General features: G+C 68.4%; 23 protein-coding genes. 10 read left to right on the forward strand and 13 right to left on the reverse strand.

Translation table 11 applies throughout. The annotated features are described in order from the left end of the window. Positions 1–45 precede the first annotated feature (45 nt). Together AC3WJT_RS13420 and AC3WJT_RS13425 are read left to right on the forward strand one after the other, a co-directional pair. The gene (locus tag AC3WJT_RS13420; protein WP_492343628.1) at positions 46–576 is read left to right on the forward strand and encodes a VOC family protein; all 531 of its coding nucleotides are present in this window, start codon (positions 46–48) and stop codon (positions 574–576) included. Positions 577–652: 76 nt separating this feature from the next. Continuing rightward, complete coding sequence (locus AC3WJT_RS13425) at positions 653–1,177, forward strand: ion channel (protein ID WP_492343629.1); 525 nt, start codon at positions 653–655, stop codon at positions 1,175–1,177. Positions 1,178–1,232: 55 nt separating this feature from the next. Here AC3WJT_RS13425 and AC3WJT_RS13430 read toward each other — a convergent pair whose 3' ends face one another. Together AC3WJT_RS13430 and AC3WJT_RS13435 are read right to left on the reverse strand one after the other, a co-directional pair. After that, positions 1,233–2,066, reverse strand: coding sequence for an SDR family NAD(P)-dependent oxidoreductase (locus tag AC3WJT_RS13430; protein WP_492343630.1), 834 nt, complete (start codon positions 2,064–2,066; stop codon positions 1,233–1,235). A gap of 19 nt (positions 2,067–2,085) precedes the next feature. Beyond that, the gene (locus AC3WJT_RS13435; RefSeq protein WP_492343631.1) at positions 2,086–3,321 is read right to left on the reverse strand and encodes a pyridoxal phosphate-dependent decarboxylase family protein; all 1,236 of its coding nucleotides are present in this window, start codon (positions 3,319–3,321) and stop codon (positions 2,086–2,088) included. 146 nt (positions 3,322–3,467) lie between these two features. Between AC3WJT_RS13435 and AC3WJT_RS13440 the strand changes: the two genes are divergently transcribed. The 5 genes from AC3WJT_RS13440 to AC3WJT_RS13460 all read left to right on the forward strand — a co-directional run bounded on the left by AC3WJT_RS13440 (position 3,468) and on the right by AC3WJT_RS13460 (position 7,261). Further along, complete coding sequence (locus AC3WJT_RS13440) at positions 3,468–3,989, forward strand: septal ring lytic transglycosylase RlpA family protein (RefSeq protein ID WP_492343632.1); 522 nt, start codon at positions 3,468–3,470, stop codon at positions 3,987–3,989. 61 nt (positions 3,990–4,050) lie between these two features. Further along, positions 4,051–4,680: a dTMP kinase gene (tmk, locus tag AC3WJT_RS13445; RefSeq protein ID WP_492343633.1), complete on the forward strand. Its 630-nt coding sequence runs from the start codon at positions 4,051–4,053 to the stop codon at positions 4,678–4,680. Further along, positions 4,680–5,681 carry a DNA polymerase III subunit delta' gene (locus AC3WJT_RS13450; protein WP_492343634.1) on the forward strand — a complete coding sequence of 334 codons (1,002 nt, stop codon included), beginning with the start codon at positions 4,680–4,682 and terminating at the stop codon, positions 5,679–5,681. Before tmk ends, AC3WJT_RS13450 begins: the two co-directional genes overlap by 1 nt. Then, positions 5,682–6,461 carry a TatD family hydrolase gene (locus tag AC3WJT_RS13455; RefSeq protein ID WP_492343635.1) on the forward strand — a complete coding sequence of 260 codons (780 nt, stop codon included), beginning with the start codon at positions 5,682–5,684 and terminating at the stop codon, positions 6,459–6,461. Continuing rightward, complete coding sequence (locus AC3WJT_RS13460; RefSeq protein ID WP_492343636.1) at positions 6,458–7,261, forward strand: MBL fold metallo-hydrolase; 804 nt, start codon at positions 6,458–6,460, stop codon at positions 7,259–7,261. Before AC3WJT_RS13455 ends, AC3WJT_RS13460 begins: the two co-directional genes overlap by 4 nt. A 39-nt stretch (positions 7,262–7,300) precedes the next feature. Here the strand turns inward: AC3WJT_RS13460 and AC3WJT_RS13465 are convergent, their stop codons facing one another. After that, positions 7,301–8,665: an APC family permease gene (locus AC3WJT_RS13465; RefSeq protein WP_492343637.1), complete on the reverse strand. Its 1,365-nt coding sequence runs from the start codon at positions 8,663–8,665 to the stop codon at positions 7,301–7,303. A 246-nt stretch (positions 8,666–8,911) separates the two neighbouring features. Beyond that, positions 8,912–9,286 carry a YciI family protein gene (locus AC3WJT_RS13470; protein WP_492343638.1) on the reverse strand — a complete coding sequence of 125 codons (375 nt, stop codon included), beginning with the start codon at positions 9,284–9,286 and terminating at the stop codon, positions 8,912–8,914. Positions 9,287–9,475: 189 nt separating this feature from the next. Here AC3WJT_RS13470 and AC3WJT_RS13475 point away from each other — a divergent pair, with 189 nt between their 5' ends. From AC3WJT_RS13475 to mazG, 3 genes are all read left to right on the forward strand, one after another. Then, the gene (locus tag AC3WJT_RS13475) at positions 9,476–9,985 is read left to right on the forward strand and encodes a hypothetical protein (RefSeq protein WP_492343639.1); all 510 of its coding nucleotides are present in this window, start codon (positions 9,476–9,478) and stop codon (positions 9,983–9,985) included. A gap of 95 nt (positions 9,986–10,080) precedes the next feature. Further along, positions 10,081–11,514 (forward strand): MFS transporter, encoded by a 1,434-nt coding sequence (locus tag AC3WJT_RS13480; protein ID WP_492343640.1) that lies wholly within the window; start codon positions 10,081–10,083, stop codon positions 11,512–11,514. After that, positions 11,489–12,301: a nucleoside triphosphate pyrophosphohydrolase gene (gene mazG, locus AC3WJT_RS13485; protein ID WP_492343641.1), complete on the forward strand. Its 813-nt coding sequence runs from the start codon at positions 11,489–11,491 to the stop codon at positions 12,299–12,301. Before AC3WJT_RS13480 ends, mazG begins: the two co-directional genes overlap by 26 nt. A 123-nt stretch (positions 12,302–12,424) precedes the next feature. Here the strand turns inward: mazG and AC3WJT_RS13490 are convergent, their stop codons facing one another. From AC3WJT_RS13490 to dusB, 9 genes are all read right to left on the reverse strand, one after another. Beyond that, entirely contained in the window at positions 12,425–13,324 is a 900-nt protein-coding gene (locus AC3WJT_RS13490) for an alpha/beta hydrolase family protein (RefSeq protein WP_492343642.1), read from the reverse strand. Next, positions 13,321–14,625, reverse strand: a complete 1,305-nt coding sequence (gene hflX / locus AC3WJT_RS13495; RefSeq protein ID WP_492343848.1) for a GTPase HflX — start codon at positions 14,623–14,625, stop codon at positions 13,321–13,323. The genes AC3WJT_RS13490 and hflX overlap by 4 nt, the downstream gene beginning before the upstream one ends. Before the next feature lie 8 nt (positions 14,626–14,633). Further along, positions 14,634–14,876, reverse strand: coding sequence for an RNA chaperone Hfq (hfq, locus tag AC3WJT_RS13500; RefSeq protein WP_492343643.1), 243 nt, complete (start codon positions 14,874–14,876; stop codon positions 14,634–14,636). Positions 14,877–14,981: 105 nt separating this feature from the next. Then, positions 14,982–15,845, reverse strand: a complete 864-nt coding sequence (locus tag AC3WJT_RS13505; RefSeq protein ID WP_492343644.1) for a D-amino-acid transaminase — start codon at positions 15,843–15,845, stop codon at positions 14,982–14,984. After that, entirely contained in the window at positions 15,845–17,236 is a 1,392-nt protein-coding gene (gene ntrX / locus AC3WJT_RS13510; RefSeq protein WP_492343645.1) for a nitrogen assimilation response regulator NtrX, read from the reverse strand. The genes AC3WJT_RS13505 and ntrX overlap by 1 nt, the downstream gene beginning before the upstream one ends. Further along, positions 17,226–19,448, reverse strand: a complete 2,223-nt coding sequence (locus AC3WJT_RS13515) for a sensor histidine kinase (protein ID WP_492343646.1) — start codon at positions 19,446–19,448, stop codon at positions 17,226–17,228. Before AC3WJT_RS13515 ends, ntrX begins: the two co-directional genes overlap by 11 nt. A 72-nt stretch (positions 19,449–19,520) precedes the next feature. Further along, positions 19,521–20,939: a sigma 54-interacting transcriptional regulator gene (locus AC3WJT_RS13520; protein WP_492343647.1), complete on the reverse strand. Its 1,419-nt coding sequence runs from the start codon at positions 20,937–20,939 to the stop codon at positions 19,521–19,523. Further along, on the reverse strand, positions 20,936–22,045 hold the full coding sequence (locus tag AC3WJT_RS13525; protein WP_492343648.1) for a two-component system sensor histidine kinase NtrB: 1,110 nt from the start codon (positions 22,043–22,045) through the stop codon (positions 20,936–20,938). Before AC3WJT_RS13525 ends, AC3WJT_RS13520 begins: the two co-directional genes overlap by 4 nt. Further along, positions 22,042–23,049 carry a tRNA dihydrouridine synthase DusB gene (gene dusB / locus AC3WJT_RS13530; RefSeq protein WP_492343649.1) on the reverse strand — a complete coding sequence of 336 codons (1,008 nt, stop codon included), beginning with the start codon at positions 23,047–23,049 and terminating at the stop codon, positions 22,042–22,044. The genes AC3WJT_RS13525 and dusB overlap by 4 nt, the downstream gene beginning before the upstream one ends. Positions 23,050–23,103 lie beyond the last annotated feature (54 nt).

Genomic DNA, 23,103 nt, shown 5'->3' on the forward strand with positions numbered 1-23,103 from the left:
GCCGATTGGCTGCGTGAGAGTTCAGTTCCTTGAGGGAGACTCGCCATGAGCCGCTTCACCGGTCCGGTCCGCCAGAACGGCTATGTCGTGCGCGACGTCGAGGCGGCGATGCAGCACTGGATCGAGGTCCTCGGCGTGGGGCCCTGGTTCTACATCGAGAGGGTCCCCGTCGACTGGTTTCGCCACCGTGGCGTGGCCTACGACATCGACCTGTCCATCGCCCTGGCCAACAGCGGCGAGCTGCAGATTGAGCTGATCCAGCAGCGCAACGATGTCCCCTCGATGTACCGCGAGTTCCTTGCCGCGCACGGCGAGGGGCTGCAGCACATGTCGTGGTGGTCGATGAACTACCAGGCGGACTACGACGCCGCGCTGGCGCGGGGCCTGACGGTCGGCCACGAGGGCCAGATCAACGGGCCGAACGGGCGGTTCGCCTATTTCGACACCGATCTGACCCACGCCGGCACGGTGGTTGAACTGTCGGATGTCAGCGGGACGAAAATGCGGTTCTTCGATCACATTCGCCGGGCCGCCGACGGCTGGGACGGCGCAGACCCGATCCGGCCGGTCAAATAGGGCGACCTGGGCCGATGCCACGACATCCCGACAAAGCGGCTCTTCGACCCAGGTTGTGGTGTAGGGTGCGGCTATCATGAACCCCGTCCACGTCGGCCTCCTGCAGAACCTCCTCCTGGCCACCGCGATGGTCGGGGTGACGGTCCTGATCCACTTCTGGGGCCTGATCCTGTTGTTGCGGATCATGGGGCATACCGGACCCCGGCTCCGGGCCGACCGTAGCCATGCCGGCCAGGCGATGCTGGTGCTCGTGGTGGTGTTCGGCATCTTCGCCCTGCACACGCTGGAAATCTGGCTCTACGCCATGCTCTACTTGGCGCTGGGCGCGCTGCCGACGCTCGAGCCGGCGCTCTATTTTTCGACGGTGACCTTCGTCGCCCTCGGCTACGGGGATGTCGTCCTGCCGGTCACCTGGCGCATGCTCAGCGCGATCGAGGCGGCCAACGGCGTGATCCTGATCGCCTGGTCCACGGCCTTCCTGTTCTCGGTCACAGGACGGTTGCGCCTGCTCGAGCACAACTGGCTGGAACCCCGGAAGGCCCGGACCGCGCCCCCCGCCGAGGACGCGACCGCCGGCGGCCCGGGGGATGTTGAAACCTAGCTGCCGACAGCCCGAAGCCGGCCGGCGGCCGCGATCGGAACCATCTCCGCTGTGGTCAGACGCCGGGGTGGGCCTTTCGGGCGGCCGCGACCTGGTCAACGACCGCCTTCCAGCGCTCGCCCATGGCCACGACGATCTGCTTGCGCGACATGAGCCGCGGCAACCAGAGCAGGCGCTGGTTGCCCTTGCCGGTGATGACCACCGTCTTGCGGCGCAGGAAGGCCTTGAGACCCTCGGAAGCCACGAATTCAGCCGTGTCGAGGCCCGGGCGGCCCGTCCCGGCGCCTGGAAGATCGCTGGCGACGGCGGCGAAGTTCGAGGCCGTCCCGCCCGGACAAAGGGCCAGGACATGCACGCCGCTGTCGCGGGTTTCACCCCACAGGGCTTCGCTGAAATAGAGAACGAAGGTCTTGGCCGCGGAATAGACCGCCGCATAGGGCAGGGGCACGAAGGCGGCCGTCGAGGCGACGTTGATAACCCCGCCCTTGCGCCGCGCGATCATGCCCGGCAGGCAAATGCGGGTCAGTTCGACCAGCGCGGTGACGTTCAACTGGATCATCTCGGCGTTGGACGGCGGCTCGATGTCGAGGAAGGCGCCCCACTTGCCAAAGCCCGCGTTGTTGACCAGCAGGTCGACCGCCAGACCCTGGCTATGGACGGCCTCCATCAGACGGGCGGAGGCGCCGGGCTGGCCAAGGTCGAGCGGAATGACCACGACCTCCGACCTGAACCGCGCGCGCAAATCTGACGCTACGGCCTGAAGACCGCTCTCCGACCGCGCCGTGATGATCAGCTTCGCGCCACGCTCGGCCAGATCCTCGGCGAACGCCTTGCCGATGCCCGACGAGGCGCCCGTAACCAGCGCCGTGACGCCCTTGTAGTTCTTCATCGTGCCCCCCCCTGCGCGGTTAGCGCGCGTAGCCGACGTTGGCCGCCGCGCCGGTCTGGCCGCGCGCGGCCTGCGTCGCCCAGTCCAGATCATCGAGATACTGCTGCGCCACCGACAGGTGAACCGGCGACAGCATCAGGTGCAGTCCGCGCGGTTGGCTGGTGGCGCTGGTCACCCAGCCCCGCTCGTACAGCTTGCCCAGAATGGCCATGCAGTCGACGTCGTCGCGGGTGAAGGCGACGATTCCCAGCTGCGGCGAGCCGATGACGGTGAAGCCCCGCGCCTTCACGCCCGCTTCGATGATCTCGCGGGCCGCCGTGACCTGTCCGTGCTTGGCGCGGTAGCCGTCGACGCCCAGTGTGTTCATGATCGCCCAGGCCGCCGCGATGGCGCCGCCGGGCCGCGTGCCGGCCAGGGTCGGCGTGACCATCTTGCCCGCCGGCCAGTCGCCGACCTCGAAGATCATGTGCTTCTTCAGGTCCTCGGACCGGAAGAACACCGTCGAGGCGCCCTTGGCGCAGTAGCCGTACTTGTGCAGGTCCGCCGACATCGACCGCACGCCGGGCACCGCCAAGTCGAACGGCGGGATATCGCCGCCGTTCATCCGCACGAACGGGGCGATGTAGCCGCCGACGCAGGCGTCGACGTGCAGCCAGAGGTCCCGCCGCTCGGCCAGGTCGCCGAGCGCCGCGATGGGATCGATCAGTCCGAACGGGAAACAGGGAGCCGAGCCGACGATCATGATGGTGGCGTCGTCCACCGCCGCTTCCATGGCCACTGGATCAGCGAGAAAGTCCTTCAGCGGCGTGCGCCGCACCTCGATCTCCATCACCAGGCAGGCCTTGTCGAACGCCGGATGCGCCGACCTGGGCAGGACGAGATTCAGCGGTCCCTGAACGCCGCGCACCTTGCGGGCGTAGTCGCGGGCGGCCTTCACGGCCATCAGGATCGAGTCGGTGCCGCCGCTGGTCATGGCGCCCGCCGCGCCCTCCGGACCGTGCAGCAGTCCAAGACCGTTGGCCACGACCTCGCGCTCCATCCGGGCCAGGCTGGGAAAGGCGGCCGGGCCCAGCCCGTTCTCGGAGGCAAACATGGCGTAGGCCTCCTTCTGGACCTGCTCCACGTCCTCGCCGGCGTTGAACACATAGACGGCCGCCTTGCCGTCGCGCCATTTCACGTCGCCGGCGGCCATGGCGAGCATCTTTGCCCGGGTATCGGCCCAGGGCGCGCCCTGGTCGGGAAGTGTCTCGCTCATCGCCGTCTCCGCCCTGTTTTGCCGAGCAGCCTATCGCTCAACGCCGCTGCGTCGAGCGGTTCCCGCGTCAGATCAGGGTGTTTGTCGCCTTAACCACGCTGAAAACCCTTCGGAGGCATGCTGGAGCGTCTCGAAGGGGAGGGGCCATGTCCGGCTCGCGCCAATTGCCGTCATTCCGCGCCGCCACGGTGCTGCTGGCCTGCCTGGTTCTGGCGGCCTGCGCCACGCCGCGCTACGCCGTGAAGGGCCCGCAGCCGTCCGGTCCGCCGCAGACCTCGGCGCCGCCCGGCCGCGTCCCCGGGACCATGAAGCCCTACCAGGTGAAGGGGAAGTGGTACACGCCGCGCTACGACCCGGACTATGACGAAAAGGGCGTCGCCAGCTGGTACGGCGAGCAGTTTCACAACCGAAACACCGCCAACGGCGAGGTGTTCGACATGCATCTGCCGTCGGCGGCCCACAAGACCCTGCCCCTGCCATCCATCGTGGAAGTCACCGATCTGGACACGGGTCGAAAGATCCGCGTGCGGGTCAACGACCGCGGACCGTTCGTCGACGGTCGGATCATCGACCTGTCCAAGGCCGCCGCCGATCAGCTCGGTATCCGGGGCCGGGGCGTCGCCCGCGTTCGGGTCCGCTACCTGGGTCCGGCGCCCTCGGCGAGATAGTCCACAGCTCCGCGCGTCGCCATTCTGGACATCGGCCCCGTTCCGTCCGATTGAGGGCGTCGTGGCGCGCGGAAAATTCATCACCTTTGAGGGCGGCGAGGGGACCGGGAAATCGACCCAGTCGGTGACCCTGACCGAGCGCCTGGCGGCGTCTGGCCGCCCGGCGCTGCGCACCCGCGAACCCGGCGGCTCGGTCGGCGCGGACGAACTGCGCAAGCTGCTGCTGGACGGCGGGGTCGACCGGTGGTCGCCGCTCAGCGAGACCCTGATGATGAACGCCGCGCGACGGGACCATCTGGAGCGGACCATTGTCCCCGGTCTCGAGGCCGGTACCTGGGTCGTCTGCGACCGGTTCGCCGACTCGACCCGCGCCTATCAGGGCGCCGGCGGCGGCGTTTCGCCAGAATTCATCGCGGCGGTCGAGCGTGAGGTGGTCGGCGACAACCGGCCGGACCTGACGCTGGTGTTCGACCTGCCGCCGGAAACAGGCCTGGAACGCGCCTTCGGCCGCGACATGTTCTCGGAGGTCCGGTTCGAGTCCAAGGGCCTCGACTTCCACAACCGTCTGCGCGCCGCCTACCTGGCCATCGCCCGCGCCGAACCGGACCGGTGCGTGCTGATTGACGCGTCGGGCGACCGGGAGACCGTCGCCGCCCTTGTCTGGGCCGCGGTGATGGATCGGCTGGGCTGATGAGCGAGGAGCCCGTCCATCCACGCGACGCCTTCGCCCTCGAAGGGGCCGAGGTCCAGGAACAGGCGTTTCTCGACGCCCTCGGGCGCGGCAGGCTGCATCATGCCTGGCTGCTGACCGGACCGGAGGGCGTGGGCAAGGCGACGTTCGCGTTCCGCGCCGCGCGGCGGCTGCTGGGCGCCGCGCCCGATCCGGCCAATGGCCTGCTGGGGTCGCTGGGCTCGGACCCGGTCGTAAGACAGGTCTCGGCGCGCTCGCATCCTGACCTGATGGTCCTGGAACGGGTCGGCGAGGACGGCAAGCTGCGCAAGGTCATCCCGGTCGACGAGGCCCGTCGCCTGCCGGAGTTCTTCTCCCAGACCCCGGCCATCTCGCCCTATCGCGTGGCCATCATCGACGCCGCCGACGACCTGAACGTCAATTCGGCCAACGCCATTCTCAAGACGCTGGAGGAGCCGCCGCCGCGCGGGGTGATCTTCCTGGTCAGCCATGCCCCCGGACGCCTGCTTCCGACGATCCGGTCGCGGTGCCGTCGGCTGGCGTTTACCGCGCCCGGTGAAGCGCTGGCGGCCGACTTCCTGACCGGCCGCACCGATCTCACCCATGACCAGGCCGCTCGCCTGGCGAAGATGGCCGGCGGCGCGCCGGGCCTGGCCCTGCGGCTGGCGGCGGCTGACGCCCTGGGCGCGGACGACGCGGCCCACGAGATCCTGCGCAATCTTCCGCGTCTCGACGAAGGCGCGCTGATGATCCTCGCCGACAGCTTCCGCGGTCCCGAAGGGCAGGGGCGCTTCGACCTGCTGTTTGATCGCCTCGGCGCCCAGATCCGCACGATGGCCGTCGGCCAGGCGATGGCCGGCGTGGGGGAGGGGCTCGATCGCTGGGTCCAGGCCTGGGACCGTCTGCGCGTCCTTCCCGACCAGACCGAGGGTCTGAACCTCGACCGCGCAGACGCCTTCTGGACGGCGATGCGCGAGTTGCGCACGGCCGCGGCGGCCTGAATGCTGATCGACAGCCACGTCAACCTGCACGCCCCGCAGTTCGCCGACGACCGGCAGGCGGTGATCGACCGGGCCCGCGAGGCCGGCATCGGGCTGATGGTCAACATCAGCGACAAGGTCTCCACATTCGATGTGACCTACGCTGTCGCCGAGACCAACGCCGACATCTGGGCGACCGTTGGCACCCATCCCCACGAAGCGAAGGAAAATCCGCACCTTAAGGCCGCTGACCTCATGCGCCTGGCGGACCGTCCGCGCGTGGTCGGGATCGGCGAATGCGGCCTCGACTTCCACTACGACCTGAGCCCGCGCGACGTGCAGGCCGATGTGTTCCGCCAGCACGTCATCGCCGCGCGCGAAACGGGCCTGCCGCTGGTGGTGCACACCCGCGAGGCCGACGACGTCATGGCGACGATCCTCGAAGAGGAATACGCCGTCGGGCCGTTCCGCCTGCTGATGCACTGCTACACAAGCGGCCCGGAACTGGCGCGGCGGGCGGCGGCGCTCGGCGCCTGGTTCTCGGTCAGCGGCATCGCGACCTTCAAGGCCGCGCAGGATGTGCGGGACATCATCGCCGACATGCCGGCCGACCGGATCATCGTCGAGACCGACTGCCCCTACCTCGCGCCCGTGCCCATGCGGGGGCGTCGAAACGAGCCCGCCTTTCTGCCGCATGTGCTTGCAAAGCTTGCGGAAATCCGGGGCTGGACGCCGGCCGAGGCCGAGCAGCGGACGGAGGACGCCTTCTTCGCCCTGTTCGACCGGATTCCGCGCCCGTGAGCGGGGTCCTGGAGGTCACGATCCTCGGCAGCGGCTCGTCCGGCGGCGTTCCGCGCGCCGACGGCGACTGGGGCGTCTGTGATCCGGCCGAGCCAAAGAACCGTCGGCGGCGGTGTTCCCTGCTCGTCCGCCACAAAGGGGAGGGGTCGCAGACCACGGTGCTGGTCGACACCTCGCCCGACCTGCGAGAACAGGCGATCGCCGCCGAGATCCGCCGCATCGACGCGGTGCTGTTCACCCATGACCATGCGGACCAGGTGCACGGCATCGACGACCTGCGGGCCTTCTTCCTGCGCCAGCGGTCGCGAATTCCCGCCTGGATGGACGAAACCACGCGTGCGGTTCTGGAACAACGATTCCACTATATCTTTAAAAATACCGGTGGTTACCCCGCAATCCTGAGACCCGAGACCTTGCCGGGATACGGTCAGGCGTTCGCCATCGACGGTCCCTCAGGGGCGATTCCGGTGAACACCTTCGACCAGGAACATGGGCACATTCGCTGTGTCGGCTACCGGTTCGGGCCGGTGGCCTATTCGCCGGACGTCAACGGACTGCCGGACGAGGCCTTCGACGCACTGGCCGGCGTCGACACCTGGATCGTCGACGCGCTGCGCTACACGCCGCATCCGAGCCATGCGCACCTGGAACGCACGCTGGACTGGATCGCCCGCGTGAAACCGCGCCGCGCGATCCTGACCAACCTGCATATCGATATGGATTACAGGGTGTTGGCGGAGACACTTCCCGAAGGCGTGGAGCCCGCGTTTGACGGGATGACCCTGGACGTCGACCTGTAGCGCGCGGATCCGGACGGGGGAGGGGCCGGCCGGTCGCGCCTAGGCCTCGATATCCGGCTCGGGGCGGCGCCAATGCCGCGTCAGCCCGTAGAGCGCGAGGATCGCAACGATCATCCCGCCGGCGATGACCGGACTGCGCGCACCGCCTTCGATGAGCCGCCCGCCGATCATCAGCAGGCAGATCGCCGCGCCGAGCACCGGGATCACCACCGGGCAGTTGAACGCCCCCTCGATCCTTCCTTCGCGGCGCAGCAGCACGATCAGGGCGCCGTTCACCACCGCGAACACGATCAGCAGCAGCAGCACCGTCGCCCCGGCCAGTTCAGAGATGTCGCCGGCGAACTGGAGACCGATCACCGCGACGAGCAGGAGTCCGATGGCCACATAAGGCGTCTGGCGCTTGCGGTGGACCCTTCCCAGACTCGCGGGCAGCAGTCCTTGCCGCGACATGCCGTAGAGCAGGCGGGAGGCCATGACGAAGTTCACCAGCGCCGTATTGGCGACCGCGGCGATCGTGATCACCGTGAACCCGATCGCCGGAAACCAGGGCGCGGCCCGCTCGATGACCAGCTTCAGCGGACCGGGGGCGGCGGCGAGCTCCGGCCACGGCACGACGGACACGGCGGTCACCGACACCGCAATGTAGATCAGCGACGCCACGATCATCGCCGTGATCAGGGCCAGGGGGATGGTTCGATGCGGCCGCTCGACCTCTTCGGCCACATTGATCATGTCCTCGAAGCCGAGGAACGAGAAGAAAGTCAGGATCGAGCCCTGAAGGATGAGCCCCGCGGTGATGGCGCCGTAAGGATTGCCGGGACTTGCGGGGGCTTCGAAGAGGTCGGCCTGGCCCCAGAAGCGCATGCCGACCGCGATGATCAGGACCAGCCCGAGCGTCTCGACCACCGTGCAGACCGCGTTGGCCCACATCGACTCGGCGATCCCGCGATAGACGAGCGCGCTGACGAGAAGCAGAAAGCCCACTGAAATCAAAAGGATCCCGGCAGGTGCTCCCGCCATCGCGAATCCCAGGTCCAACCCGATGAGCGTGTTGAGGTTTTCGGCCACCACCTTGGCCTGGGTGGCGATCGAACCCAGGCCCGAACAGGCGATCGCCAGTCCGACCACGTAGCTCAGCCAAGGCAGCCGGTAGGCCCGCTGCGTAGCGTAGGCCGCGCCGCCGGCGCGCGGATACCGGGACGCAATCGAGGCGTAGCTGATCCCGGTCAGCAGGGCTGCGACCATCGCGACCAGAAACGCCATCCAGACAGCGCCGCCCATCACGCCTGCGGCCTTGCCGACAAGGCCGTAGATGCCGGCGCCCAGCATCGACCCGACGCCCATCAGCGTCAGGTTCAGCGGTCCGATGGCGCGCTTGAGCGGCGTCGCGGGGTCAGGACTCATGGGCAGCAACGATCAAGGCGGCGGTCTTCCACGGCGATGGTGCATCTGTCGTTCAACGGGGCTTCCTGGCTGCCGGCGCCGGACGTGGCGCTGCGGGCCGTTATCGTTATAGCGTTGGGCCCGTCCTCGGTAAGCCGTCGCAGCCGTCGCGGTTCCGCCTAGGATATTATTGCTGATAATATTCCTTAGGCGCATTACGCACGCCAGTCCGGCTGGCGACCCTGGGCAGCGCCTCAGCCCCCTCGGTCAGTGAAACGGCCGAATCTCAACCGGCGCCCGGCAGGCAACGACCGCCTTGCGTCCCCAGGCGACGGCCTCGTCCAGACTTCCGAGTTCCAGCACCCAGAAGCCGCCGATGTGCTCCCGGGTCTCCAGGTACGGTCCGTCGGTGACAGACACCTCGCCGTCTGGCTGCATCCGCAGCGCTCTGGCGTCGCCGACGGGCTTCAGGCCGCCCACGAACACCCGGACGCCGGCGGCGACCATCTCTTCGTTGAGCGCGTCTATGTCGCGGCGCATGGCGTCATCCTCGACGACGGCCGGCGCGTAGTCGTCGGGGTGATGAATGGCGACCAGATATCGTGTCATCCGCGGTCCCTCGATGGTCTCCGGGTCGGCCACGCGCCGCGCCCTCTCCTCTATGACGCATGACAACCATGACATCCGACAGCCCGCGGCAATCTTTCGAAGCGTCGCTTTCCGGGCGGACGCCGCGGACAACCCCGCGAAAGTGATCGGCGGGCAACTTCCCAGACGGGCCCGGCGGACCTATCTTCAATCACGAGGGGCAATCGAGTGCGGAGACTATCCATGCGACTGGCAACCTTTCTGACCACCACCCTTGCGGCGTCAGCGGCCGCGTTCGCGGTGAAGGCTGCGCCGCTGGGTCCCGTGGCCGACATCAACATCACGATCGGTCCCAAACTCCAGGAACAGGCCGACGAGTACGGTCAGCGCGACCTGGACTATCTCGTCGCGGACCTGCGGGACTCCGTCGAGACCGCCCTCGCCCGGACCGGCAGCCTGTCGCCCGCCGGCGGTACGCTGGACCTGGTGATCGAGGACGCGGTGCCCAACCGCCCGACGATGCGTCAGATGAGCATCAAACCGAGCCTGTCCTACGAGAGCTTCGGCATCGGCGGCGCCCGAATCGGCGGCGTGCTGACCACGGCGGACGGCCAGAAGATCCCGGTCGGCTATCGCTGGTACGAGACCGACATCCGCTGGTCCACGGCCGCCGGAACCTGGATGGACGCCCAAAACACCTTCGACCGGTTCGCGCGCCGGCTGGCCAACGGCGAGGCCGTCGCCGAACGCTAGAACTTACCCAGCTTTCACTTGCGTCGTCGCCGTTCGCGGGCTCTAGATCGTGCGAACGGCGACACCATAACGCCGACCCCGACTAGTGAGGCGACATGGCCGGCGGCCGACGATCCACCCTGACGCTCGCGGCGTTCGCCGCCCCCTGCCTGCCTCTGGCGGCGTTCGGTCTGCCGCTGACGATCAGCCTGCCGCACTACTATTCCGAGACGCTGGGGCTGCAGGTTTCGGCCGTTGGCCTGGCCTTCCTGCTCGTACGACTGGTCGATATCGGCTTCGATCCTATCTTCGGCACGATCCTCGATCGCACCCGCTGGTCGTTCGGCCGGTTCAAGGGCTGGATGGCGGTCAGCACGCCGATCCTGATGCTGGCCATCTACATGCTGTTCATGGCCAAGCCGGGGGTCACCACCGGCTACCTGTGGTTCTGGCTGATCGTGGTCTATTTCGGTTATTCGATCGCAGTGCTGTCCCACACTTCCTGGGCGGCGAAGCTGACCACGGACTACCACGAGCGGTCGCGCATCTACGCCTTCTGGCAGACCGGAAACGTGATCGGGATGATCATGATCCTGGCCATGCCGCTGATCCTGAGCCTCGTCACCAAAGGCATCGGACAACAGGGCATCCTGCACGGCCAGGGCTGGTTCATCGTCGTGCTGCTTCCGGCGATGGTCGCGGTGAACCTGATCCGGGTGCCGGAGCCGAAACCGATTGAGAGCGTGGCGCGGGACGAGGCCGGCGCGCTAGTTTCGAGCAACGCCACTCTCGCCGACTACTTCCGGCTGCTGAAGCGCCCGACCGTGGTGCGCATTCTGGCGGCGGACCTGCTGACGGGCCTGGCCCCCGGCGTGGCCGGCACGCTGTTCTTCTTCTACTTCATGCGCGTGAAGCAGTTCAGCTTCCTGGAGTCGTCGGCCCTGCTGCTGATCTACTTCGTCGCCGCCATCTTCGGCGCGATGATCTGGACCCGGCTGGCCAAGCGCCTGGGCAAGTCCAGGGCGCTGATCGTCGCCTGCGTCACCTACGCCGTGGTCCAGTTCGCGGTGGTCACACTGCCCGCGGGCAACTTCTGGCTGGCCGCGCCCTTCCTGATCGCGGCCGGTATCCCCTACTCCGCCGGCGCCCTGCTGCTGCGGTCGATGATGGCCGACTACGGCGACGAGGAGCGGCTGAACTCCGGCGTCGATCGCACCGGGCTGCTGTTCGCCATCCTGACGGGCACGGTGAAGATCGGCTCCGCGCTGGCCGTCACCAGCCTGATCCTGCTCGGAGCCTTGGGCTTCGACGCGGCGCACGCGGCCAACAGCACACCACTGTCGATGACCGGCCTGCAGGCGCTCTACGCCTTTGCGCCCGGCATCGTCGGCCTGCTCGCCGCGGCGGTGATGATCGGCTATCCCCTGACCGAAGAGAAGCACGCCGAGATTCTCCGCCAGCTCGGCGACCGGGACGGCGTGCTTCCGCCGGTTGTTCCGGAAGATGTCGCGGGGACTGATCCGAATGTCGCAAACCCCGCCGTCACCTGACGCAGACCACCCGATCTTCCGCCTTGTGGAGATCATGGACCGCCTGCGGGACCCCGCGGGCGGTTGCGCCTGGGATCTGGAACAGTCGTTCGCGACCATCGCCCCCTATACGGTCGAGGAAGCCTATGAGGTCGCCGACGCCATCGAGCGGAACGACCTGAAGGACCTGAAGGAGGAGCTGGGCGACCTGCTGTTCCAGGTCGTGTTCCACGCCCGCATGGCCAGCGAGCAGAAGGCGTTCGACTTCGCCGACGTCGCCGCAGCCATCTCCGACAAGATGATCCGCCGCCACCCGCACGTGTTCGGCGATGAGGCCTACCGGTCCTCTGGCGAGCAGACACTCGCCTGGGAGGTCATCAAGCAGCAGGAACGCAACGCCAAGGCCAAGGGTGGGGTGCTGGACGACGTGCCCGTCGGCCTGCCCGCCCTCACACGCGCGGTGAAGCTGTCGAAGCGCGCGGCGCGGGTCGGCTTCGTCTGGCCCTCGATCAACGAAGTGCTCGACAAGCTCGACGAGGAGGTCGCCGAGCTGAAGGCCGAGGTCGCCGGCGGCGACAAGGACCGGCTGCGGGCAGAACTGGGCGATGTGCTGTTCGTGCTCGCCAACATCGCCCGCACCCTGGACATCGAGCCCGAGGACGCCCTGCGCGCGACCAACGCCAAGTTCGTCCGCCGGTTCGGCTATGTCGAAGCGGTGCTGGCGGAACGCGGCAAGACGCCGGAGATGTCCGACCTGGCCGAGATGGACGCGCTCTGGGACGAGGCCAAGGCGGCGGAGAAGCGTTGACCCTCCCCTGTCATCCCGGACGTCCCGAAGGGGCGATCCGGGACCCAGATCAAATCGCCTCGAGTCTGGCTGAACCCGAATCCGGGTCCCGGCTCTGCGCTACGCTCCGGCCGGGATAACAAATCAGGGTTTGGTCTCGAGCAGCGTCTCGATTTCCGGCGCGATCACGCCCGTCCAGGCCGCGCTTGTCGGATCGATCAGTTCGAAATGGCCGGCCTCGGGGATCGTGATCTCCGTAGCGGCCCAGCCCTTCGCGAACGTCGGGCCGAACGACGGCGGGACGATGGGGTCCAGCGCACCCGAGATCACCACCACGGGCGCGGCCGGTTCGGGCAGACGGGCCGGCGAGGTGTCGGCATAGACGTCCTGCCCTGCCCGCGATGCCGCCGAGACCAGGTCATCAATGGTCTGAGGACCGCCGCACCGGTCCGGCCCGGTCGCGCGGAAGGCCTCGAGGTCGTTGATGCCGGCCAGACTGACGACGCCCTTCACCGGCAGCGGGTCCGCCGTCCAGAGGGGACTGGAGCGCGGCAGGTCGCTGCGCGCCGCGGCCCAGCTGACCAGATGGCCGCCCGCCGAATGGCCGACCAGCACCACGCGCGACAGATCCAGGCCGCGAGCACCGGCAAGCGTCCGCAGATGATCGAGGCCGGCCGCGACGTCGCTGAAGGTCCCCGGATACGCCCCGCCCGGATGGCCGATGCGCCGGTACTCGATGTTCCAGACCGCGTAGCCGCGCGCCTTCAGATCGGCGGCCAGATAGTCCATCAGCTCCGTGCCCGGCAGGTCCGCCTGCCAGCACCCGCCGTGGATCAGCACCGCGACCGGGAAGGGTCCCTGCCCCGCCGGCAGCCAGAGCTCGCCGAATTGCAGCGGATCGGCGCCATACGAGATGCGAGCGTCCGCCGGGGCGCACGGTCGCGCCAGCAGATCGCTGAAGCTGATCGGGTCAGCGGCCAGGGCGGAGGATGCTGTCGGCGCGGTCATCAACAGCAGGATAGCCGCCAGCGCCGCGCGTTTCACCCCACCGCCTCCGAGACCGTCGCGTCGGGGAACATCCGCTCAAAACGGCCGAGCGCCTGGCCGTCCAGCCGGACGCGAAGGTGCAGGTCGCCCTCCCCACCCTCGTGGCGGCCGACAACGCGGCCGTGCCGGTAGAGCCAGGCGAGCGCCTCGCCGGCGTTGACGCTGAGCTGGACGTCGATTTCTGGCGTCTCGTCCACCAGGCTGGCCAGGCGATTGAGCAGAGCCTCGCAGCCCTCGCCGGTGATCGAGGAGACCAGCATGCCGCCTGTTCGCCGGGCGGCGCCCTCGGCCTCGTCGCGCTCGTCGGGGGTGAGCAGGTCAGCCTTGTTCCAGATCTCGATGATCTTGCGATCGGAGTCCTTGGTCACGCCCAGCTCGGTCAGAACCGTCTCGACATCGCGCTTCTGAGCCTGGGTGTCAGGATTGGCGATATCACGAACATGCAGGATCACATCGGCCTCCTGCACCTCCTCGAGGGTGGCGCGGAACGACTCGATCAGTTCATGCGGCAGGTCGGAGATGAAGCCCACGGTGTCGGAGAGGATCGCCGGACGGCCACCGGGCAGCTTCACGTTGCGCAGGGTCGGGTCGAGCGTGGCGAACAGCATGTCCTTGGCCAGCACGCCGCCGGCGGTGATCTTGTTGAACAGCGTCGACTTGCCGGCGTTGGTGTAGCCGACCAGGGCGATGGTCGGGTACGGCACCTTCTTGCGCTGGGACCGGTGCAGAGCGCGCGTGCGGCGCACCTCGACCAGATCCTTCTTCATCTTGATGATGCGGTCGGCGATCTGGCGCCGGTCGAGTTCGATCTGGGTTTCGCCCGGGCCGCCGGTGTTGCCGGTGCCGCCGCGCTGCCGCTCCAGGTGGGTCCAGGTGCGGACGAGGCGGGATTTCTCGTACTCAAGCCGTGCCAACTCGACCTGCAGCACGCCTTCCTTGGTGCGCGCGCGCCGGCCGAAGATCTCCAGGATCACGCCGCTGCGGTCGACGACCTTGACGTTCCAGGCCTTCTCCAGATTCCGCTGCTGGACGGGCGACAGGGAGTCGTCGACCACCGCGACATCGATCTCCTCGACCTCGCAGAGCAGGCGCAGTTCCTCGACCTTGCCCTTGCCGAACAGGGTTGCAGGGGTGCGTTCGCGCAGCGGCACGATCCGCGACTCGACCACGTCGAGGTCCAGAGCCAGGGCAAGCCCGGTCGCCTCCTCAAGCCTGGCCTGGGGGTCGCGTGCGTTGGCCAACTGGGACCGGACGGGGTGAAGAACAAGCGCCCGGAGGACGGGGTCTTCGTGATCTATGTGCTGGGTCAATCGTCTTGGTCGGAGGGCTCGTACAGCTGGACCGGCTGCGCGGGCATGATCGTTGAGATGGCGTGCTTGTACACCAGTTGCGACTGGCCGTCGCGGCGGAGCAGCACGCAGAAATTATCGAACCAGCTGACCACGCCCTGCAGCTTCACGCCGTTCACGAGGAAGATGGTCAGCGGCGTCTTCGATTTGCGAACGCTGTTGAGGAAGGTGTCCTGCAGGTTCTGCTTTTTGTCGGTCACGGGGATTCCCCTCTTGTTGGCCGGAAGGCAGAAGGCCCTCCACACACATGAGTCGATCTAGGCGTAGCCCGGTTCCGACCGCAACCTCTCGCGGTAGCGCGGAGGTCAACTGGTCGAAGCTTGGGCGTTCTCGATATAGAGCGCCCGCAACCGTTGCGCTACCGGCCCCGGCTTGCCCGTTCCGATCTGCGCGCCGTCGATGGCCACCACCGGCAGGATCAGGGCCCCTGCCCCGGTGATGAAGGCCTCCCGCGCATTGCGGGCCTCCTCGGGCGTGAAGGCGCGCTCGTCGAGCCGGATATTCACCTCGCCCAGCAGGCCCATGACGCTCTTGCGGGTCACGCCGCGGAGGATGTTGGCGGTCGTGTCACGGGTGCGCAGAACGCCCTCGGCGTCGACGATCCAGGCGTTGCTGGACGCCCCCTCGGTCACCAGGCCGTCCGCATCGACGAACCAGGCCTCGGCCGCGCCCTGATCGCGGGCAGCCGTCTTGGCCATGGCGTTGGGCAGCAGGCCGATGGTCTTGATGTCGCAGCGACCCCAGCGGTTCTCCGGCGTGGTGATGACCGAGACACCCTTGGCGGCGCGCGCCTCGGCGGCCGCGGCGTCGGTGGACTTGGCGGTGATCACCACGGCCGGCGTCGGCGCGGGGATCGGGAAGGCGTGATCCCGCCGCGCCACGCCCCGCGTGACCTGCAGATAGAGCAGCCCGTGCTTGACCCGGTTGCGGCGCACCGCCTCGCGCAGCACCAGTTCCAGCGCCTTGCGGCTCATCGGGGCGGCGATGCCCATCTCGCCGAGGCTGCGTTCCAGACGCTCGAAATGCCCTTCGGAGTCGGCCAGCCGTCCGTTGAAGATCGCCCAGACCTCGTAGATGCCGTCAGCGAGCTGATAGCCGCGATCCTCGATATGGACCGCCGCCTCGCCGTGGCGAACAAACCGACCGTTCACATAAGCCCAGCGCGACATCAGTCCTCGACCTCTTCAACACCGCGGGCGCCGGCCAGGCCCAGGGACTTGAGCTTGCGGTGCAGGGCCGACCGCTCCATCCCGATGAAGGCGGCTGTCCGCGAGATATTGCCGCCGAACCGCAGAATCTGGGCGTTCAGATACTCGCGCTCGAACAGCTCCCGCGCCTCGCGCAGCGGCAGCGCGATGATCTTCTCGGTGCCGATCGCCCCGCTCTGCGAGGCGCTGGGCGTCTCGGCGGGCAGCATGGCCGCGGTGATCGGCTCGTTGGGATCGCCCGACGCCAGGATCATCATCCGCTCGACGTTGTTGCGCAGCTGGCGCACGTTGCCCGGCCAGTCATGCACCTGCAGCGTCGCGATCGCGTCCTCGCCGAGCGTGCGGCGTGGCAGGCCGGTGGCCTCTGCGATCCGCTCGATGAAGTAGTTGACCATCTCCGGCACGTCGTCCCGGCGTTCGGCCAGGCCGGGCACGCGAATAGGCACGACGTTCAGGCGGTGGAACAGATCCTCACGGAACCGGCCGGCGGAAATCTCCTCGCGCAGGTCGCGGGAACTCGAGGAGATGACCCGCACATCGACCTGCACATCGGCGTCGCCGCCGACCCGCCGGAAGCGCTGCTCAACCAGGACCCGCAGGATGCGGCTCTGGGTCTCGCGCGGCATGTCGGCCACTTCATCGAGATAGAGGGTGCCGCTGTGGGCCCGCTCGAACACGCCGATCTTGCCGGGCTTGCTGCCCTCGCCTTCAAGGCCGAACAGTTCCAGGTCCATCCGCTCGGGCGCCATGCCCGCCGCGCTGATGGCGACGAACTCGCCCTTGGACCGCGGACTGGCCGCATGGATCATCCGGGCGACCAGCTCCTTGCCGGACCCGGCGGGCCCGGCGATGAGCACGCGGCTGTTGGCCGGCGCGACCTTGGCGATCAACTGGCGCAGCTGCTGGGCGGCCAGCGAGCGGCCGATCAGCCCGTCCGGCGCCAGAGACTGGGTTCGCAGGCGGCGGTTCTCGCGGCGCAGGCTGGCGGACTCGATCGCCCGCTCGACCATCAGCAGCAGCCGGTCGGACTTGAACGGCTTTTCGAGGAATTCGTAGGCCCCGCGCTTGATCGCGCTGACCGCCGTTTCGATGTTGCCGTGCCCGCTGATCATGATGACCGGCAGGTCGGCGTCGAGGGCCTTGACCAGGTCGAGCAGTTCCAGCCCGTCCATTCCCCCGCCCTGCATCCAGATGTCGAGGACGACCAGGGTCGGCTTGCGGGCGCGGATCGCCAGCAAGGCCTGTTCCGAGTCGGCGGCCGTTCGCACGGCATAGCCTTCATCGGTGAGAATGCCGGACACGAGTTCGCGGATATCCGCCTCGTCGTCGACGACCAGAACATCAGCCGCCATGGGCCGCCTCCTTCTTTGCAGGCGCGGCCGTCAATCGCGCGTTCGGGAAATTCAGGGTCACAAGGGCTCCGGGCAGGGTGCTGGCGTCCCCCAGGGCCAGCTCCCCGCCATGATCCTCGAGAATGCGTTTGACGATGGCGAGGCCCAGGCCGGTGCCCTTCTCGCGCGTCGTCACATAAGGTTCGGTGAGGCGGTCGCGATCACGCGTCGGCAGGCCCACCCCGTTGTCCTCGATCCTGAAGCACAAGGCGCCGCTGTCCTCGACGAGCGCGGCGGTAATGCGGCCTTCCATCGGCGCGAGGCCGCGAGCAGACACGGCCTCGGCCGCGTTCTTGAGAATATTGGCCAGCGCCTGGCCGACCATCCGCTCATCGCAGAGCAGGCTCACGCCCTCCGGCGGGTCGGCCATATCAACGGTCAGCTCCGGGCTGGCGACGCGCTGGGCAAAGACCGCCTGACGCAGCAGCTCCGCAGGATCATGGCGGGCGAACCTGGGCGTCGGCATCCGGGCGAAGGCGGAGAACTCGTCGACCATCCGGCCAATGTCGCCGACCTGGCGGATGATCGTCTCGGTGCAGCGGTCAAAAGTCTCGACGTCGGACTTTATCTCCGCGCGGTACTTGCGCTTGATCCGTTCGGCCGAGAGCTGGATCGGGGTCAGGGGGTTCTTGATCTCATGGGCGATGCGCCGGGCGACATCCTTCCAGGCGGCGTTGCGCTGGGCGGTGATCAGGCGGGTGATGTCATCGAACGTCAGAACCACCCCGTCGGTTGCCCCGCTGGCCCGGACCCGGAGCCTGCGGGTGTCTCCCGACCGGACGATGTCGACCTCTTCCTCGGCCTCTCCGCCGATCTCGACCGCGCGCTGCGCCACGGGCGCCAGTTCCGGCGCGATGTCGGCGAGCGCCTGGCCGTTCATGCTGTCCGGATCGACCCCCAGCAGCTGCGCGGCCTGCCGGTTGGAGGCCGACAGCCTGCCCTCCGCGTCCAGCCCGATGACGCCGGCGCTCACGCCGAGCAGCACGGTCTCGATGAACTGGCGTCGCGACTCGGCATCGAGATTGGCCGCCCTGAGCGCTACTTGCTGGACCTGAAGATCATGCGTCATGCTGTTGAAGGCACGAGATAATACGGCCATCTCTTCAGGTTGGTCAGTGGTGTCCACCCGGGCATTGAGGTCGCCGGTGGCGACACGACCCGCAGCCTGCACCAGACGCGCGACCGGCGCGGCGATCGAGTTGGCGGCGGCAATGGCGAGCCAGGCCGCGCCGACCAGCACCAGCAGCGCCGTTTCAATGTAGGTCAGCAGGAAGGCGCCCTTGATCCGCTCGCGATTGTTGGCGGCTTCACGCAGCGCGACCAGGGCGCCTTCGGCGTCCCGAAGCTGGCTGATGATCCCCGCGCCGACCGGCCTCACAACGTAGAGGTAGGCGTCGGAATACGACGCCAGGCGCGACAGGCCCCTGATCACGTCTTCGGACTCGAAGTTCTCGGCCGAGATCAGCCCCTCGTCTGCAACCCGGAAGCTGGCGGCCGGCGGCGCGACGAACGCGGGCGCATTGGGCTTTTCGACCCGCGCCAGGATCCGTCCGTCGTGATCCAGCACATAGGCGGCGACGAAGGTGCTCGAGGATATCTGCGCCAGATAGTGGCTGTAGGCGACCGGCGCACTGCCCAGCGCCCGCGCGGCGTCGTTCAGGTCGACGGCGACCAGATTGACGTTCTCCTCGAGGATCCGGTTCTGCTCCTTGACCACCGAGCGCGCCGTCTCGGCGGAGTTCTCGACCAGGGTGCTGATCTTGTCGCCGAACCAGGTCTCGACCCCGGTCAGCACGAAGCCGCCGAAGAAGATGGCCACGATGATCGCCGGCGCCACGGCGGCGAGCCCGAACAGGCCCATGAACCGCAGATGCAGCCGCGCCCCGGCGTCGACATTGCGGTTCCGCAGCAGGCTGTAGACCCGCAGCCCCACAAGGAAAGCCAGTCCGAGGATCAGGATGAGGTTGAGGCCGAGGACGACCAGCATCACCTGGACCGCCGGCCCGATCGGTCCAACGGCAGGCGGGCTGGAGACGAGCAACGCCCCGGTGATGGTCAGAAGCGCGGCGACCGCGTAGCCGCCGCCGACAACGTAGCGGGACTCAATAGCCCGCCGCCAGGTCGGGAGCGGCGAGTCGCCGCTCACGGCAACGTCTGACGCGGACAAACTCATCCGCACAACCTAGGGCCAACTGCGCCTAAACTGCAACAGTCTTGTTGCCAGCGCGAGACAGACTGCCGAGGGTCACCGCTTGCCGCGGGCCATCTCGACACCGAGGTCCTGGATCTTCTTGCGCAGGGTGTTGCGGTTCAGGCCGAGGATCTCCGCCGCCCGCACCTGGTTGCCGCGCGTGGCCGCCAGGGTCAGCTGGATCAGCGGCCGCTCGACCTCTTCCAGCACACGGTCATAGAGACCGGCCGCAGGCACGCCGTCAGGCTGGTCGGCAAAGTGGCTGGCCAGGTGCCGCTCGACGAGTTGCGACAACGTCAGCGGGCCGCCCTCCCCGACCACCGGCGCCGGGTCCTGCAGCTCGCGCTCGATGATCCGGGCGGTGATCTGGTCCTCGCCGTAAAGCGCGCAGACGCGGCGCACGAGGTTTTCCAGCTCGCGGACGTTGCCCGGCCAGTCGTGGGTCTTCATCCGCTCGAGGGCGGTCTGGTCGATGGTCTTGGACGGCAGCCCCTCGCGGGCGGCGCGCAGCAGGAAGGAACGGGCCAGATCGGGGATGTCCTCGACCCGGTCCCGCAACGGCGGCAGACGGACCGGCGCCTCGTTGAGGCGGAAGAACAGGTCCTCGCGGAACAGGCCTTGCTGGATCAGGCCGCGCAGGTCGCGGTTGGTCGCCGCGATGATCCGCACGTTCGGCGCCCGCCCCGTGCGCGGATTGATCGCCGGCTCGGCGCCGTCGATCACGCGCAGCAACCGGCTCTGGGCGTCGAGCGGCATGTCGCCGATCTCGTCAAGGAACAGGGTGCCGCCGTCGGCCTCGACCAGCTTGCCCAGATCGCCCTCGCCGCGCCCGAACAGCTCGGTCTCGACGCGCTCACGCGGGACGGCGGCGAGGTTGATGACCACAAACTTGCCGTCGCGCCGGCGTCCCAGATCGTGCAGCGCCCGGGCGACAAGCTCCTTGCCGGTCCCGGACTCGCCGAGGATCAGAACCTTCAGGTCGGCGCCGACCAGACGGGCGACCGTGCGATAGACCTCCTGCATCGGGGCGGAGCGGCCGATCAGCGGCAACCGCTCGTCCTTCATCGCCCGGGCCTGGGCCTTGGCCGCCTCGCTGTCGCTGGGCCGCGACAGGGCGCGCCGGGCCGCAGCGGTGACGTCGTCGAGATCGAACGGCTTGGAGAGGTATTCGAACGCCCCGGCGTCGGCCGCGTTGACCGCCGTTAGCAGCGTGTTCTGCGCGCTCATCACGATGATCGGCAGCTTGGGCCGTTCCTTGCGGATCTTCGGCAGGACATTGAACACGTTCTCGTCGGGCATCATCACGTCGGTAAGGATCAGGTCGCCCTCGCCTTCCTGCACCCACTTCAGCAGCGTCGCCGCATTGCCTGTGGCCCGCACCTGGTAGCCGAGGCGGGTGAACGCCTGGCTCAGGACGAGGCGCACCGAGCTGTCGTCGTCGGCGATGAGGATCTTCTTGGTGGCGGGGTTCATTCTGGGGTCCCGGAGGGAGCCACGGGCAGCAGGACACGGAAGACCGTCCTGCCGGGCTCGGACTCGAAATCGATGAGGCCGCCGTGACCGGCGACCAGCTTGGCGACCAGCGCCAGGCCGAGGCCCGCGCCGAAACTCTTGGAGGTCACGAACGGCTGGAACAGGTGCTCGCGCATATGCGGCGGGACACCCGGACCATTGTCCTGGATCTTCACCTCCAGCGGCGCGCCCTGCTGCAGCTGACCGTCGGCGCCGCGGATGCGCACGCCCGGCCGCCAGGCGGTGGAAATGGTGATCTCGCCGCCGCCGTCGCTGCGCATGTTGGCCGCCTCGGCGGCGTTCTTGACGAGGTTGAGGAAGATCTGGATCAGTAGGTCCTCGTCGCCCCAGGTCGGCGGCAGGGACGGGTCGTAACGTTCCTTGAGCGCGAGGTTTTCGGCCACGCCGTTGGCCACCAGGGCGCGGACGCGGTCGAGCACGCTGTGGATGTTGATCGCCTCACGCTCCGGCGGCGCGTCGTCGGAGAAGGCCTCCATCCGGTCGACCAGCCGGCGGATCCGCTCGGTCTCGTCGACAATCAGCTGCGCCAGCGGCTGGTCTTCCGCCGCGGCGCCGGTCTTGAGCAGCTGCGCCGCGCCGCGGATGCCGGCGAGCGGGTTCTTGATCTCGTGCGCCAGCATGCGGCCGAGGCCCACGACCGAACGCAGTCCGGCCGGATCCGCCGACCGTTCCGCACCCAGGGCGCCACGCACATGCAGGGTCAGCAGCACCGCCCCGTCCGCCAGGGGCGAGGCCGCCACATCGGCTTCGAAGCCCGGATGGCCGAACAGGGCGATCTCCACGCCGTGCTCGCGCACCCGCACGCCCTCTTCGACGGCCCGGGTCAGCAGCGCCATCAGCGGCGAGGTGGCCGGCAACACGCCGCTGATCCGCCCGCGCGACAGCAGGCCGAGGCCCTGGCCGAACAGCGCCTCGGCGGCCTCGTTGGCCGCGGCCAGGGCGCCGTCGGCGCCGATCAGCAGGGCCGGCTCGGGGCTCAGGTCGAAGGCGGCGGCCTTCAGGGCGTCTCCGGACGCGCCGCTCCGGTGCGACAGACGGCTGTTCATGCCGCCATCCTCTCGGGCTCGCCGGACCACAGCGCGATCAACGCCGCCTCCACGGCGGCGGGGTCATCGAGGCGGCAAAGGCGGGCGCGCGCCTCGCGTCGGGCCTCCGCCGCGGCCGGCGCCGGCGCGTTCTCGACGTAGGCGGCCAGATGCTTGCGGAACATCCGCAGGCCCAGGCGCTCGCCGTAGAAGGCCAGGCTGTCGCGGAAGTGGTCGAGCACGATCTCCAGCCGTTCGGCCAGCGGCGGCTCGGCGTCGATCGCGCCCTGCAGCTGCGCCTCGATGGACCGGGCGATCCAGGGCCGGCCCAGCACGCCTCGACCGACCATCACGCCATCGGCGCCGGACTGCTCCAGCGCGCTGGCGGCGCTGACGCCGTCTGTGATGTCGCCGTTGACGATAACGGGCACGGAAACCGCCTCCTTGACCGCGCGGACGGCGGTCCAGTCGGCGGCGCCCTTGTAGAACTGGCAACGGGTGCGGCCGTGCACGGTCAGCGCCTTCGCCCCGACCGCCTCGGCGCGACGGGCGAACTCCGGTGCGTTGCGCGTGGCGTCGTCCCAGCCGAGACGCATCTTGACCGTAACCGGCACATCCACAGCCTGGACCGCCGCGGCGACGAGCGACTCGGCCAGGTCCAGATCCCGCATCAGGGCGGAACCGGACTGGATGCCGGTCACCTCGCGGGCCGGGCAGCCGAAGTTCAGATCGATGACGTGTGCGCCGGCGGCCTGCGCCAGCCGCGCGCCTTCGGCGATCCAGCGCGCTTCGCGGCCGACCAGCTGGACGACCATCAGCGGATGCCCGTCCCCGATCGCCGCACGACGCACGACGTCAGGCCGGGCGCGCGCGAATTCGGCGCAGGCGACCATCTCCGTCGCCGCATAGGCCGCACCCAGCCGCCCTGCGGCCTTGCGGAAGGGAAGGTCGGAAATCCCCGTCATCGGCGCGATCCACACGCGCCCAGGCACTTCCACGTCTCCGATTGTGAGCGTTTTGCTCATTCTGTAATCACCCCGAACGCTGCCTTTTTAGGCATATTGTGCGGTGCAGTAAAG

The sequence above is a fragment of the Caulobacter sp. FW305-C-30-S16 genome (genome assembly GCF_058783025.1).

Coding starts and splice junctions, on each gene's coding strand:
- AC3WJT_RS13420 (WP_492343628.1), top strand. CDS start 46: ATGAGCCGCTTCACCGGTCCGGTCCGCCAGAACGGCTATGTCGTGCGC.
- AC3WJT_RS13425 (WP_492343629.1), top strand. CDS start 653: ATGAACCCCGTCCACGTCGGCCTCCTGCAGAACCTCCTCCTGGCCACC.
- AC3WJT_RS13430 (WP_492343630.1), bottom strand. CDS start 2,066: ATGAAGAACTACAAGGGCGTCACGGCGCTGGTTACGGGCGCCTCGTCG.
- AC3WJT_RS13435 (WP_492343631.1), bottom strand. CDS start 3,321: ATGAGCGAGACACTTCCCGACCAGGGCGCGCCCTGGGCCGATACCCGG.
- AC3WJT_RS13440 (WP_492343632.1), top strand. CDS start 3,468: ATGTCCGGCTCGCGCCAATTGCCGTCATTCCGCGCCGCCACGGTGCTG.
- AC3WJT_RS13450 (WP_492343634.1), top strand. CDS start 4,680: ATGAGCGAGGAGCCCGTCCATCCACGCGACGCCTTCGCCCTCGAAGGG.
- AC3WJT_RS13455 (WP_492343635.1), top strand. CDS start 5,682: ATGCTGATCGACAGCCACGTCAACCTGCACGCCCCGCAGTTCGCCGAC.
- AC3WJT_RS13465 (WP_492343637.1), bottom strand. CDS start 8,665: ATGAGTCCTGACCCCGCGACGCCGCTCAAGCGCGCCATCGGACCGCTG.
- AC3WJT_RS13475 (WP_492343639.1), top strand. CDS start 9,476: ATGCGACTGGCAACCTTTCTGACCACCACCCTTGCGGCGTCAGCGGCC.
- AC3WJT_RS13480 (WP_492343640.1), top strand. CDS start 10,081: ATGGCCGGCGGCCGACGATCCACCCTGACGCTCGCGGCGTTCGCCGCC.
- mazG (WP_492343641.1), top strand. CDS start 11,489: ATGTCGCAAACCCCGCCGTCACCTGACGCAGACCACCCGATCTTCCGC.
- AC3WJT_RS13505 (WP_492343644.1), bottom strand. CDS start 15,845: ATGTCGCGCTGGGCTTATGTGAACGGTCGGTTTGTTCGCCACGGCGAG.
- ntrX (WP_492343645.1), bottom strand. CDS start 17,236: ATGGCGGCTGATGTTCTGGTCGTCGACGACGAGGCGGATATCCGCGAA.
- AC3WJT_RS13515 (WP_492343646.1), bottom strand. CDS start 19,448: ATGAGTTTGTCCGCGTCAGACGTTGCCGTGAGCGGCGACTCGCCGCTC.
- AC3WJT_RS13520 (WP_492343647.1), bottom strand. CDS start 20,939: ATGAACCCCGCCACCAAGAAGATCCTCATCGCCGACGACGACAGCTCG.
- AC3WJT_RS13525 (WP_492343648.1), bottom strand. CDS start 22,045: ATGAACAGCCGTCTGTCGCACCGGAGCGGCGCGTCCGGAGACGCCCTG.
- dusB (WP_492343649.1), bottom strand. CDS start 23,049: ATGAGCAAAACGCTCACAATCGGAGACGTGGAAGTGCCTGGGCGCGTG.